The organism is Amycolatopsis ruanii (genome assembly GCF_003385175.1).
GTDB lineage: Bacteria > Actinomycetota > Actinomycetes > Mycobacteriales > Pseudonocardiaceae > Amycolatopsis_E > Amycolatopsis_E thermalba.
In genome coordinates, this window is sequence record NZ_PQHY01000124.1 from 1 (window position 1) to 12,133 (window position 12,133).

The 12,133-nt window shown below is 71.7% G+C and carries 14 protein-coding genes; 7 read left to right on the plus strand and 7 right to left on the minus strand.

Annotation, left to right across the window (positions count from 1 at the left end):
* Window positions 1-167: 167 nt before the first annotated feature.
* Complete coding sequence (locus D0D28_RS34180) at window positions 168-797, minus strand: DUF305 domain-containing protein (RefSeq protein ID WP_094004956.1); 630 nt, start codon at window positions 795-797, stop codon at window positions 168-170.
* Window positions 798-924: 127 nt separating this feature from the next.
* Here D0D28_RS34180 and D0D28_RS34185 point away from each other — a divergent pair, with 127 nt between their 5' ends.
* The 4 genes from D0D28_RS34185 to D0D28_RS34200 all read left to right on the plus strand — a co-directional run bounded on the left by D0D28_RS34185 (window position 925) and on the right by D0D28_RS34200 (window position 5,082).
* Window positions 925-2,352 (plus strand): LVIVD repeat-containing protein, encoded by a 1,428-nt coding sequence (locus D0D28_RS34185; protein ID WP_116115307.1) that lies wholly within the window; start codon window positions 925-927, stop codon window positions 2,350-2,352.
* A 113-nt stretch (window positions 2,353-2,465) separates the two neighbouring features.
* Window positions 2,466-3,413: a MetQ/NlpA family ABC transporter substrate-binding protein gene (locus D0D28_RS34190; RefSeq protein WP_116115309.1), complete on the plus strand. Its 948-nt coding sequence runs from the start codon at window positions 2,466-2,468 to the stop codon at window positions 3,411-3,413.
* The gene (locus D0D28_RS34195) at window positions 3,410-4,423 is read left to right on the plus strand and encodes a methionine ABC transporter ATP-binding protein (RefSeq protein ID WP_116115311.1); all 1,014 of its coding nucleotides are present in this window, start codon (window positions 3,410-3,412) and stop codon (window positions 4,421-4,423) included. The genes D0D28_RS34190 and D0D28_RS34195 overlap by 4 nt, the downstream gene beginning before the upstream one ends.
* Entirely contained in the window at window positions 4,420-5,082 is a 663-nt protein-coding gene (locus tag D0D28_RS34200; RefSeq protein ID WP_020423486.1) for a methionine ABC transporter permease, read from the plus strand. The genes D0D28_RS34195 and D0D28_RS34200 overlap by 4 nt, the downstream gene beginning before the upstream one ends.
* A gap of 96 nt (window positions 5,083-5,178) precedes the next feature.
* On the opposite strand, the gene D0D28_RS34205 is transcribed toward D0D28_RS34200, so the two are convergent.
* The 3 genes from D0D28_RS34205 to D0D28_RS34215 are packed head-to-tail and all read right to left on the minus strand — an operon-like array spanning window position 5,179 to window position 8,302.
* On the minus strand, window positions 5,179-6,018 hold the full coding sequence (locus D0D28_RS34205; RefSeq protein ID WP_240323466.1) for an alpha/beta fold hydrolase: 840 nt from the start codon (window positions 6,016-6,018) through the stop codon (window positions 5,179-5,181).
* A gap of 2 nt (window positions 6,019-6,020) precedes the next feature.
* Window positions 6,021-6,818: an SDR family NAD(P)-dependent oxidoreductase gene (locus D0D28_RS34210; RefSeq protein ID WP_116115313.1), complete on the minus strand. Its 798-nt coding sequence runs from the start codon at window positions 6,816-6,818 to the stop codon at window positions 6,021-6,023.
* A complete protein-coding gene (locus D0D28_RS34215; protein ID WP_116115315.1) occupies window positions 6,818-8,302 on the minus strand; it encodes a flavin-containing monooxygenase in 1,485 nt (494 codons plus the stop codon). Before D0D28_RS34215 ends, D0D28_RS34210 begins: the two co-directional genes overlap by 1 nt.
* A 112-nt stretch (window positions 8,303-8,414) precedes the next feature.
* Here D0D28_RS34215 and D0D28_RS34220 point away from each other — a divergent pair, with 112 nt between their 5' ends.
* The 3 genes from D0D28_RS34220 to sigJ are packed head-to-tail and all read left to right on the plus strand — an operon-like array spanning window position 8,415 to window position 10,140.
* Window positions 8,415-9,071 carry a TetR/AcrR family transcriptional regulator gene (locus D0D28_RS34220; RefSeq protein ID WP_116115317.1) on the plus strand — a complete coding sequence of 219 codons (657 nt, stop codon included), beginning with the start codon at window positions 8,415-8,417 and terminating at the stop codon, window positions 9,069-9,071.
* A 37-nt stretch (window positions 9,072-9,108) separates the two neighbouring features.
* Entirely contained in the window at window positions 9,109-9,252 is a 144-nt protein-coding gene (locus tag D0D28_RS36430; RefSeq protein WP_167481551.1) for a hypothetical protein, read from the plus strand.
* A gap of 9 nt (window positions 9,253-9,261) precedes the next feature.
* Window positions 9,262-10,140: an RNA polymerase sigma factor SigJ gene (gene sigJ / locus D0D28_RS34225; protein WP_116115319.1), complete on the plus strand. Its 879-nt coding sequence runs from the start codon at window positions 9,262-9,264 to the stop codon at window positions 10,138-10,140.
* Here the strand turns inward: sigJ and D0D28_RS34230 are convergent.
* From D0D28_RS34230 to D0D28_RS34240, 3 genes are all read right to left on the minus strand, one after another.
* Window positions 10,132-10,773: a maleylpyruvate isomerase family mycothiol-dependent enzyme gene (locus D0D28_RS34230; RefSeq protein WP_116115325.1), complete on the minus strand. Its 642-nt coding sequence runs from the start codon at window positions 10,771-10,773 to the stop codon at window positions 10,132-10,134. The two genes, sigJ and D0D28_RS34230, sit on opposite strands and share 9 nt — an antisense overlap.
* On the minus strand, window positions 10,770-11,408 hold the full coding sequence (locus tag D0D28_RS34235; protein ID WP_116115321.1) for an SGNH/GDSL hydrolase family protein: 639 nt from the start codon (window positions 11,406-11,408) through the stop codon (window positions 10,770-10,772). Before D0D28_RS34235 ends, D0D28_RS34230 begins: the two co-directional genes overlap by 4 nt.
* Window positions 11,409-11,511: 103 nt before the next feature.
* Complete coding sequence (locus D0D28_RS34240; RefSeq protein WP_233157201.1) at window positions 11,512-11,796, minus strand: hypothetical protein; 285 nt, start codon at window positions 11,794-11,796, stop codon at window positions 11,512-11,514.
* Window positions 11,797-12,133: the final 337 nt, after the last annotated feature.

Sequence of the window (12,133 nt, forward strand, 5' to 3'; positions counted from 1 at the left end):
ACTCGCAGCCCCAACCTCAGAACCCGCGACTCCGAGTGCAGAACTCACAGCACCGAGTGCAGAACTCGCGGCAATGACTGTGGAACTGGCGACAGCACGCGAGTCCCACCCTCCCGCACGCGAGTCCCACGCTCGCGGGCGCGAGTCCTGCCCTCCCGGGGCCGGCGTCAGCCGGCCATCGCGCGCATCCGGTGGACCTCGTCGGTCTGCGAGGCGATCACGTCGGTCGCCATCTCCTCCACGAACACGTCCGCCCCGGCGCCCAGCACCTCGGTCGCCATCGTGATCGCGCCCTCGTGGTGCGCGGTCATCAGCTGCAGGAACAGCCGGTCGAACTCGGGCCCGGACGCGGCCGCCAGCGCGGCCAGCTGCTCCTCGGTCGCCATCCCCGGCATCGGGCCGTGCTCGGCGTGCGAGCCGTGGTGACCGGAGTGCTCCCCCGGCACCTCCAGCCCCCGCTGCCGCAACCACGCGGTCATCGACGTGATCTCCGGCCCCTGCGTCGCCGCGATGCGGGCCGCCAGGCCCTTCACGTCCTCCCGCGCGGCCCGCGCCGGCACCAGCTCGCCCATCCGGATCGCCTGCTGGTGGTGCATGATCATCCGCTGCACGTACGACACGTCGGCGTCGTTGTGCCGGTTCGACGGCACCGCCGCGCTCGCCTCGTCCGCGGGCAGCGTCCGGGCCGGCTCCCCGGGCGCGCCCGGCACCACGACCGGCGGCGCCTCCGGTTCCGGCGCGCACGCCGCGCCCAGCACCGCCGCTGCCAGCAACGTTCCCACGACGAACCCCCGCACGGGCCCTCCTCGCACTCGTCCGTACCCGCGACCGTACCGCAGGAAAAAGCCTACTTTCGGCGCTGTCGCCGAGGCGGGAGATTCGGTCATACTTCGTTTTTCTTCCGAACCGAAAGGGGTTGGCCACGTGGCTCTGGGGAACCGACGCAGACGCCGGCTGTTCGCGCTAACCGGCGCGCTCGCCCTGTCGCTGACCACGCTCGGCGCCGCACCGGCGTCGGCCGAGCCCGGCATCCCGGGGGTCGACGAGGTCAGGCAGTCCCGCAACATCCAGCACCTGGCGAACATCCCGAAGCAGGCCCCGTTCGACAACGTGAACGCCCTCGGGACCGACATCGCGTTCACCGATGACCACGCGATCGTCGGCAACTACAGCGGCTTCACGATCTACGACATCAGCAAGCCCAGCAAGCCGGCGATCGTCAGCCAGGTGCTCTGCCCCGGCTCGCAGAACGACGTCTCGGTGTCCGGCGACCTGCTGTTCCTGTCCACCGACTCCTCGCGCAGCGACAACTCCTGCGCCAGCACCAGCCAGCCGGCCACGGAGAAGAACTCGTGGGAGGGCATCAAGGTCTTCGACATCAGCGATCTGGCCAACCCGAAGTACGTGGCCGCGGTCGAGACGAAGTGCGGTTCGCACACCCACACGCTGGTGCCGGGCAAGAACGGCAAGGACGTCTACCTCTACGTCTCCTCCTACAGCCCGCGTGCCGAGTTCCCGGACTGCCGGCCGCCGCACGACCTGATCTCGGTGGTCAAGGTCCCGGTGCACAACCCGGCGGCCGCGGCCGTCGTCAACGAGCCGGTGGTCTTCGGCGAGGCCGGCGGCAACCGCGGCATCCCGGGCACCTTCCCGAACCACTACGTCACCGAGACCTCGGGCTGCCACGACATCACCGCCTACCCGGAGAAGGACCTGGCGGCCGGCGCGTGCATGGGTGACGGGGTGCTGTTCGACATCTCCGACCGGGAGCGGCCGCGGATCATCGAGCAGGTCCAGGACGACACGAACTTCGCGTTCTGGCACTCGGCGACGTTCAACAACCAGGGCACCAAGGTCGTCTTCACCGACGAGCTGGGCGGCGGCGGCCAGCCGGCGTGCACGGCGGCGATCGGCGCGGTCCGCGGCGCGGACGCGATCTACGACATCACCGGCCGCGGCGACGACCGCAGCCTGCGCTTCGCGAGCTACTTCAAGATCCCGCGGGAGCAGGCGCAGACCGAGAACTGCGTGGCGCACAACGGCTCGCTGATCCCGGTCAAGGGCCGCGACATCATGGTCCAGGCCTGGTACCAAGGCGGGATCTCGGTGTGGGACTTCACCGACTCCGCCCACCCGAAGGAGCTGGCCTACTGGGAGCGCGGCCCGCTGTCGAACGAGCAGCTGATCACCGGCGGGTCGTGGTCGGCCTACTACTACAACGGCCACATCTACTCCTCCGACATCCAGAAGGGCCTGGACGTGTTCGCCCTGCACGACCCGCGCACGGCGAGCGCGAAGTCGGTGCGGATGGACGAGCTGAACGTCCAGACCCAGGGCCGCTACCGCGGATGATTCGACGGCGGGCCGCTAGCACAGCCTGACGATCGAAGGCAAATCCATCCTGCCGCCGATCACCATGTGGGACGGTTGTCCCCCGTTCCGGTGACCGGCGGCAGGATGGCGCCATGTCCGAAAACTCCTCCGACGACGCCGTCCTCCCCGAGAAGCCGCGCCGGAAACGCGGCCCGCTGGCCGGCGTCATCCTCGCCGTGGTCGTCGTCCTCGTCGCCGTGGTCCTGATCGTCGTCAACACGACGTCGGACTCCGGCACCAGCGCCGGCCACACCACCGTGAAGATCGGGGTCACCGACGCGAGCGCCGACTACTGGAAGGCCTTCCGGCAGGTCGCCGCCGAGAACGGGATCGACCTGGAGCTGGTCAACTTCTCCGACTACACGCAGGCCAACCCGGCGCTCGCGCAGGGCCAGCTGGACGTGAACCTGTTCCAGCACCTGCTGTTCCTCGCCAACTACAACGTCAGCGCGAACCAGGACCTCACCCCGGTCGGCTCGACCTACGTGGTGCCGCTGAGCCTGTACTCGCGCAAGCACGCCACCGTGGCCGACATCCCGCGCGGCGGGCAGATCGCGATCCCGAACGACCCGACCAACCAGGCGCGTGCCCTGCTGGTGCTGCAGTCGGCCGGCCTGATCTCGCTGCGCGGCGGCGGGACCGTGCTGTCCACCCCGGCCGAGATCGACCAGGCCGCCTCGAAGGTCACCGTGACCCCGGTGGACGCCTCGCAGACCGTGGCCGCGCTCCCGTCGGTCGACGGCGCGATCGTCAACAACAACTTCGCCCTGGACGCGAACCTCGACCCGTCGACGGCGCTGTTCAACGACGACCCGGCGAACCCGTCCGCGGAGCCCTACATCAACACCTTCGTCACCCGCGCCCAGGACAAGGACAACCCGACCTACCTCAAGCTGGCCCAGCTCTACCGGGATCCGCGCGTGGCCGGCGAGGTGCGGGCCGAGTCGAAGAACACCGCCGTGCTGGTGGAGCGCCCCAACACCGACCTGCAGGCGATCCTGGACCGCCTCGAACAGACCGTGCGGGCCGCGAAGAAGTGAACGCGCTCATCGAGTTCCAGGGCGTCACCAAGCGCTTCGGTGACGTCACCGCGCTGGCGGACGTCGACCTGACGATCGGCGCGGGTGAGGTCTTCGGCATCATCGGCTACTCCGGCGCCGGCAAGAGCACGCTGGTCCGGCTGGTCAACGCGCTCGAACCGGTCACCTCCGGGCGGGTGCTCGTCGACGGTGTGGACCTGACCACGCTGAACGAGCGGGAGCTGCGCCGGGTGCGGGCCGGGATCGGGATGATCTTCCAGCAGTTCAACCTGTTCCGCTCCCGAACGGTGTTCGGCAACGTGGCCTACCCGCTGAAGATCGCCGGGTGGGACAAGGAACGCCGCAAGGCGCGGGTGGCCGAGCTGCTGAAGTTCGTCGGCATCACCGACAAGGCGTGGCACTACCCGGACCAGCTCTCCGGCGGGCAGAAGCAGCGCGTCGGGATCGCCCGGGCGCTCGCGACGAACCCAAAGATCCTGCTGGCCGACGAGTCCACCAGCGCGCTCGACCCGGAGACCACCGGCGAGGTGCTGCGGCTGCTCGAGCGCGTCAACACCGAGCTGGGCGTGACGATCGTGGTGATCACCCACGAGATGGAGGTCGTGCGGGAGATCGCCGACCGGGTGGCGGTGCTCGACTCGGGCCGGGTCATCGAGCAGGGCAGCGTGTTCGAGGTGTTCTCGTCGCCGAAGACACACGCGGCGCAGCGGTTCGTCGGGTCGGTCGTCCGGGACACCCCGGAGGGCGCCGACCTCGACCGCATCCGCGCGCGGCACGGCGGGCGGCTGGTGACGGCGAAGGTCCACGACGACGGGCGGCTCGGCGCGGTCCTGTCCGACGCGGTCGGCAAGCACAACGTGCGGTTCGAGATCGTCTACGGCGGCATCACCGCGTTGTCCGGCCGGTCGTTCGGCGGTCTCACGCTGGAGCTGATCGGCGCGGACGCCGACGTGGACGCGCTCATCGCGGACCTGCGCGCCACCACCGAGATCGAGGAGATCGCGGCATGAGCCTGGACTGGGAGACCCTGGGCCCGGTGTTCTGGGAGGCGATCGCGCAGACGCTGGGCATGGCCGTGGTCACGCTCGTCGTCGGCGGCGCGCTCGGGCTGGTGCTGGGCATCCTGCTCTACACCACGCGCGCGGGCGGGCTGCTGGCGAACCGGTTCGTGTTCACCGTGCTCAACGTGCTGGTCAACATCATCCGGCCGATCCCGTTCATCATCTTCATCACCGCGATCGGGCCGGTGACGATCTTCGTCGTGGGCACCCAGCTGGGAACCGCGGCGGCGACGTTCGCGCTGGTGTTCGCCGCGACGTTCGGGATCTCCCGGATCGTCGAGCAGAACCTGGTCACCATCGACCCGGGCGTGATCGAGGCGGCGCGCGCGATGGGCGCGAGCCCGCTGCGGATCATCCTGACGCTGCTGGTGCCGGAGGCGCTCGGACCGCTGGTGCTGGGCTACACGTTCGTGTTCGTCGCGATCGTCGACATGACGGCGGTGGCGGGCGCGGTCGGCGGCGGCGGGCTCGGCGACTTCGCCATCACCTACGGCTACCACCGGTTCGACTGGGTGGTGACGTGGCTGGCGGTCGTCACGATCATCGTGCTGGTGCAGGGCGCGCAGTTCCTCGGCAACTGGCTGGCGCGCAAGGCGCTGCGCCGCTGAGGTCCGGGTCGTTGACTCGGCGCTCGGCGGGGCGGATGGCGCTGCAGCTGAGCCTGGACGGCGTGGTCCTGGACGGGGAACGGGTGCCGCGGCAGGTCACGCCCTGGTCGTGACCTGCTCCGCCCAGAACTCCGTCACCAGGTCGTGGAACTCCTTGGCCCGCTCGATCTGCGGCATGTGCCCGGTGCCGGTGAACAACCGCGTCTGCGCGTGCGGCAACGCGCGCCGGGCGGCATCCAGGTGCAGGGCGGGCAGGATCAGGTCCCGATCACCCCACACGACGAGCGTCGGCAGGGCCCGCGCGGCCACCGCCTGGATCAGCTCGGCACGCCAGTCCTCCCGCACGCCGCGGAAACCGCCCAGTCCGCGGGCGGTCTCCAGCATCACCCGCGCCGCGTGCGGCTGCCGGGCGATCTCCAGCGCGTGCTCGACCCGCTCCCGCGTCGCGAACGCGCGGTCGTGGAACAACGCCCGCTCCACCCGCATCGCCGCCGACCGGCTCGGGCGCAGCAGCAGCTTCCCCAGCGGCCGCAACGCGAGCCGCCGCAGCGCCATCGTCACCTCGCGGCCGAAACCGGCGCTGTTCACCAGCGCCAGGCTGCGCACCCGCTCCGGCGCGTCCACCGACAACCGCATCGCGACCGCGCCGCCGAGGGAGTTGCCGGCCACGTGCACCGGGCCGGTCTCCCCCACCGCGTCCAGGAAGTCCGCCGCGAACCCGGCCAGCGCCGCCAGCGTGTGCTTGCCCGGCAACGGTTCCGACATCCCGAAGCCGGCGAGGTCGACGCTGTAGGTGCGGTACTCGTCGGCGAGCAGGTCCTGCTGCTCCGACCAGTCCCGCAGGCTCCGGCCGATCCCGTGCAGCAGCAGGACCGGCGGCCCGTCACCCGCGACCCGGTAGCGGGCCCGCCGCCCGCGCACGTCCACGAAGTCCACGGTCAGCGAAGCCTTCCCAGCAGACGGCTGTGCGCGCCGGGCAGCAGCCGCACCAGCAGGTCCGGGATCTTCGCGTCCCAGCCGATCAGCACGCGCGGCTTGCGGTGCTCGATCGCGTCCACGATGACCGCCGCCGCCTTGGCCGGGTCCATCCGCAGCACGCGTTCCCACTGCCGGGTGTCCATCCCGCCGGGCACGCCGCTGCCGACGCGCGCCGACTCCGCGATCCGGGTGCGGATGCCGCCCGGATGCACCGACGTGACGCCGACCTGCCCGGCCAGCTCGTGCGGGATCGCCTCGGTGAACCCGCGGATGGCGAACTTGCTCGCCGAGTACGCCGACTGCCCGGGCGGCGCGATCAGCCCGAACAGGCTGGACACGTTGGCGATGTGCGAGCCGGGCGCGGCCTTGAGCGCGGGCAGCAACGCGTGGGTCAGCTGGACCGGGGCGCGGAAGTTGACGTCCACGACCCAGCCGAACTCCTCCAGCGTCAGCTGGTCGAACCGCCCGCCCAGCGCCACGCCCGCGTTGTTGATCAGCAGCGTCAGGCGCGGGTTCTCGGCCAGCACCCGCTCGGCGGCCGCGGCCGTCTCCTCCGCCGAAGCCAGGTCGACCACGTGCGCCGATACGTCCACAGTGGATCCCACGGCCTTGGTCACCGCGGTCAGCCGGTCGGCGTCGCGGTCCAGCAGCACCAGGTTCGAGCCCCGCGCGGCCAGGGCGTGCGCGAGCGCCGCACCGATCCCGCTCGCCGCACCGGTCACCACGGCCGTGCCGCCGTCGAAGGTGTAGCGCCGCATCAGGCCACCCGCTCCTTCGCCTGCTTCGCGGTGCGCGCGAACCGCATGGCGTCGTCCTCCAGCGACCCGTGCCGCATCAGCAGCACGTCGCGCGGGTAGTTCTGGAACAGCCGCCACGGCGCGGCCGGGCCCTGCTTGGGCAGCTTGTCCAGGCTGCGCAGCACGTACCCGGACTTGAGGTCGATCAGCGGCTCGGTCGCGGTGACCGACGGCGGCGGCACCGGGGTGCAGGTGGTGTAGCCGTGCTCGTCGAGGTGGTTGAGCAGGCGGCACACGTACCCGGCGACGAGGTCGGCCTTCAGCGTCCAGGACGCGTTGGTGTAGCCGATGGTGAACGCGTAGTTCGGCACGCCGGAGAGCATCATCCCCTTGTACGCCAGCCGTTCGCCGAGCTCCACCGGCTCGCCGTCGACCACCAGCTCCAGCCCGCCGAAGGGCAGCAGGTTCAGCCCGGTGGCGGTGACGACGATGTCGGCCTCCAGCACCCGCCCCGAGGACAGCCGGATGCCGTCTGCGGTGAACGTCTCGATGGTGTCGGTGACGATGTCCGCCTTCCCGCTGCGCACGGCCTTGAACAGGTCGCCGTCCGGGACGAAGCACACCCGCTGGTCCCACGGGTCGTAGCTGGGGTTGAAGTGCCGGTCCACGTCGAAACCGCGCGGCAGCTGGGCGGAGACGGCCTTGCGCAGGAACTTCCGGACAACTCCCGGGCTGCGGCGGCTGAGCTGGAAGAACAGCATCGCCGACACCACGTTCTTCCACCGCACGATCGGGTAGGCGACCTTGGCCGGCAGCACCCCGCGCAGCTTGTCGGCGACCGGATCGGTGCCCGGCAGGGACAGCACGTAGCTGGGCGAGCGCTGCAGCATCGTCACGTGCGCCGCGTCGCCGGCCATCGCGGGCAGCAGCGTCACGGCCGTGGCCCCGCTGCCGATCACCACGACGCGCTTGCCGGTGTAGTCCAGGTCCTCCGGCCAGTGCTGCGGGTGCACGACGGTCCCGGTGAACTCGTCCTGCCCCGGGAACTGGGGCGCGTAGCCCTGGTCGTAGCGGTAGTAGCCGGAGTTGACGAACAGGAAGTCACAGGTGATCCGCACGCGCTCACCGGTGTCCGAGCGCTCCGCCTCGACCGTCCACAGTGCTTCGCCGGAGGACCACTCGGCCCGCACCACGCGGTGGTGGAACCGGATCCTGCGGTCGATGCCGCGGGTGCGCGCGGTGCGCTGCACGTACTCGCGGATCGACGGGCCGTCGGCGATCGCCTTCGCGTCGGTCCACGGCTCGAACGAGTAGCCGAGCGTGAACATGTCCGAGTCCGAGCGCACGCCCGGATAGCGGAAGAGGTCCCAGGTGCCGCCGATCGCACCGCGCGACTCGAAGATCGCGTACGACCGGCCCGGACACTCCGCCTGCAGGTGACTGGCGGCGCCGATGCCGGACAGCCCGGCACCGACGATCAGGACGTCGACGTGTTCCAGCGTCATCGCTTCCCCGTTCCTCCGGCGTCTGAACCGCAACGTACCAACGGTATGTCGAGACGGTCAACACCCTGTCGAGAGCGCCGACAGGGCGTCGACAGCCTGCTACGGTGACGGCATGGCCACCGATCCCGCCGTCCGCGCCCGCGCTGCTCGCGGCCGGCGCGCGCCCCGGCCCAGCGGCGACGAACGGGAGCTGGCGATCCTGGCCACCGCCGAGCGGCTGCTCGCGGAGCGGCCGCTGAGCGAGATCTCCACTGACGACCTCGCCCGCGGCGCCGGGATCTCGCGGCCGACGTTCTACTTCTACTTCCGCTCCAAGGACGCGGTGCTGCTCACGCTGCTCGACCGGGTCACCGAGGAGGCCGACCGGGCGTCCTCGGCGGTGTTCGACACCCCCGGCCCGAGCCCCGCGCAGCGCTGGCGGCAGTGCCTGGACGCGATCTACACGACCTTCCGCGCGCACCGCGCGGTCGCCCTCGCGGCGGCGGAGGCCCGCCACACCAACGCCGAAGTGCGGGAGCTGTGGGCGGGCATGATGGAGACGTGGGTCCGCCGCACCGCCGAAGCCATCGAGGCGGAGCGGGCGCGCGGCGCGGCTCCGGCCGGGCTTCCCGCGCGGGACCTGGCGATCGCGCTGAACTCGATGAACGAGCGCGTCCTGTACGCCACCTTCGGCGGTGACGGGCCGGCCGTGCCCGAGGCGGACGTGGTCGACGTGCTGCTCGACGTGTGGCTGACCACCATCTACCGCACCACCGAACCACCGGCCTGAACCGTTTCGGCCCGCCGCCGCCGGGTAGCCCGGGCGCATGGAACGCAAGCACGACGACCCGCGCGAGGACCTGCCCGGCGCCGAGGACTCCTCGGCCGAGGAACAGCAGGTCCAGCGGGGCGAGCAGGGCACCTCCGAGGGAGACCCGCACGACGACTTCGATCCGCAGCAGGGCCAGTAGCCTGGGGGCGTGGACCGCCTCGCCCTGTTCGAAGCCAACCGCCCGCGCCTGCTCGGCCTGGCCTACCGGCTGCTCGGCGAGGCGTCCGAGGCCGAGGACGTCGTGCAGGAGGCCTACCTCCGCTGGGACGCGAGCACCGGCGTCGAGGTGCCCGAGGCGTGGCTGACCAAGGTCGTCACGAACCTGTGCCTGAACCGGCTCACCTCCGCGCGGGCGCGGCGCGAGCTCTACACCGGGCCGTGGCTGCCGGAGCCGGTGTTCACCGGAGGCGGCGAGCTGGGCCCGCTGGAGACCGCCGAGCAGCGTGAGTCGCTGTCGATCGGGCTGCTCGTCCTGCTGGAACGGCTGACCCCGCCGGAGCGCGCGGCGTTCGTGCTGCGCGAGGCGTTCGGCCACAGCCACCGCGAGATCGGTGAGATCCTCGACCTCGACGAGACCCACGTCCGCCAGCTCTACCGCCGGGCGCGGCAGCACGTCGGCGACGGGCGCACACGCTTCACCGCGACGGCCGAGCAACGCCGCGCGATCGTGGAGCGGTTCCTCGCCGCGGCCGTGCACGGCGATGTGGCGGCGCTGGAGCGGATGTTCGCCGAGGAGGTCGTGTCCTGGGCGGACGGTGGCGGCAAGGTCAGCGCGGCCCGGCGTCCGGTGTCCGGGCGCGAGCGCGTCGCTCGCTACGTCGCCGGCCTGGTGCGCGATCCCCGCGCGGGGGAGATCGAGTTCTCGGTGCGCTCGATCAACGGCGAACCGGGCATCGCGATGCACCTGTGGGGTGAGCTGTTCGGGATCGTGGTGCCCGAGCCGGGCGCGGACGGCCTGGTCGCCCTGCGCACCATCGTCAACCCGGACAAGCTCGCGTACGCGGCGGCCCAGAAGGGGTCAGCGTGAGTACACGTTGACGTCGTCGGCAAGGCCGAGCGCGGCCGGGTCCCGGCGCCCGGACGCGGCGAGCACGAAGTCGAGCGCGTCGGCCTGCACGGTTTCTCCCCCGTCGCCGATGTCGATCGGGCCGAAGCCGCGCAGGTCGAGTCGCGCCGGCCCCCATCCGCGCTGCCGGAGGGTGTCGGCGACCCAGTGCACGGCGGCGGCCAGACCACCGTCCCGTTCGGACTCCCGGCCCAGTGCCGCGCGGATGTCGTCGCCGTGGACGTAGGCGTCGTACCACAGGGTCAGGACGCCGTTGCCGATCGTCCGGCCCGGCACGCCGCTGGGTTTGCCCCACAGCTCGTCGTCCAGTCTGGACAGTGACGTGCGGAGTCTTCCGTTGGCCGCGCGGAGCATCGCGGCCAGTTCGGCCGGGTCGTGGTGCCGGAGGGCGGCGGCCTGCTCGTCGGGGCTGCGTCTGCCGATGGTGCCGTCGGCGGTGTCCACGGCGTTGCCGACGACGTGGGCGGCGACGTCCCGCACCCGCCATCCGGTACACCGCGTCGGCGTGTCCCAGCCGGCGTCGGCCGGTTCGATGAGGTCGGCGAACCGGTCGTACTGGCTCAGCGCACCGTCGACGATCCTCGGGCGGGTCAGCGCGGCAGTTCCGCCGCGAGGCGGCGGACGGTCTCGGCGAGGACGATCGCGTGGCCGCGGGCGTTGACGTGCAACCGGTCCGCGCTGTAGATCCCTGCGTCGGCTGACGCGGGATGGTCGCCGAGGTCGACGTACCAGGCGCCGTGCCGGTCGGCGACGCGGCGGGTGAGCCGCGCGAGCTGGGCCAGCCGGACGCGGAGCCCGTCGCGCAGGTCCGCGGCCGCGAGCGGGGAGCGGGAGATGTCGAACAGGCCCATGATCACCACCGCGGCCCCGGCTGCGCGGAGCGCGGAAACGATTTCGGACAGCGCTTGCTCGACCGCGACGGGGTCGAAGGAGCGGCGGAGCATGTCGTTGCCACCGGCCGCGACCACCGCCAGGTCCGGCCGGAAGTCCAGGGCCGCGGCGAGCTGGGTGTCCCGCACCTGGGCGGCGCGCGTGTCGCGGAGGCCGAGGTTGGCGTAGGCCAGGTCCGGCTGGTGTTCGCGCAGCAGGTCCGCCAGCCGGTCGGCCCACGGTGGCGGCGGGTAGCCGTCGGCCGGGTCCCCCAGCCCCTCGGCGACGCTGTCGCCGAGGATCGCGAGCCGCCGCCAGGGTGCGCCGCGCAAGGTTCCGGTGAGCACGTCGGTGGTCATGCCGCCCCCTCGAAAGTTTGTGGACGACTGTACTTTAAGTTTGACCGCAGACGTGCGTCAAGGAGGTTCTGTTCGAGGGGGTTTGCGTGGGACGCTCGTCCGCTCAGTTGCGCCGCTGCTGGGGGATGGTGCCGGCGCCGGCCCGGCGGGCGGCCACGACCAGGCATCGCTCGCACGGCATGCCGACGGGCCGGTCCAGCAGGTCCAGCTCACCGCGGCGGCCTTCGAAGCCGCAGTAGGCGACCAGCAGCCCGGGCCGCTCCGCGGGCAGCGGGAAGACGTGGGCGACGCGCTGGGTCTCGCCGACGGTGCCGGAGCGCGGCCGGGCGAGGACGAAGGTCGCGTTCAGCCCTCCTGGCTCGTCGTGCACCCGCACCCATCCACTCACGGTGAGCCTCCTCTCGGGGCGGGCCCCGGTGGGTCCACTCCGGATACTCGTGGCGGTGGTTCCCTGGTGTGCCCAGACGGCAAACTCCGCGAGCGGCTTTTCACCCGACAGTGCCGGATTCGTCCACAATGGGCAGCGCGCCCAGACTGGGCGACCGCAGGCAGAAGCACCGCTCGACGACGCGCCACACCCGCGAGCACGGCCGACGGACGGCGGCCACGCAGCCGCCGGTCAGCGCGGCGACCCACCTCCGCTCCCCCGCGCCCCTCGAGCCCGCGCGGCACCCACCCCGGACTCCAACTCCACCGCCACACCCAGCACCCCCGCATCGCCCCGC

What these genes read in the sequence shown, in the direction of transcription:
- D0D28_RS34190 (WP_116115309.1), top strand. Translation starts at nt 2,466, where the DNA reads ATGTCCGAAAACTCCTCCGACGACGCCGTCCTCCCCGAGAAGCCGCGC.
- D0D28_RS34200 (WP_020423486.1), top strand. Translation starts at nt 4,420, where the DNA reads ATGAGCCTGGACTGGGAGACCCTGGGCCCGGTGTTCTGGGAGGCGATC.
- D0D28_RS34210 (WP_116115313.1), bottom strand. Translation starts at nt 6,818, where the DNA reads ATGCGGCGCTACACCTTCGACGGCGGCACGGCCGTGGTGACCGGTGCG.
- D0D28_RS34215 (WP_116115315.1), bottom strand. Translation starts at nt 8,302, where the DNA reads ATGACGCTGGAACACGTCGACGTCCTGATCGTCGGTGCCGGGCTGTCC.
- D0D28_RS34220 (WP_116115317.1), top strand. Translation starts at nt 8,415, where the DNA reads ATGGCCACCGATCCCGCCGTCCGCGCCCGCGCTGCTCGCGGCCGGCGC.
- D0D28_RS36430 (WP_167481551.1), top strand. Translation starts at nt 9,109, where the DNA reads ATGGAACGCAAGCACGACGACCCGCGCGAGGACCTGCCCGGCGCCGAG.
- D0D28_RS34235 (WP_116115321.1), bottom strand. Translation starts at nt 11,408, where the DNA reads ATGACCACCGACGTGCTCACCGGAACCTTGCGCGGCGCACCCTGGCGG.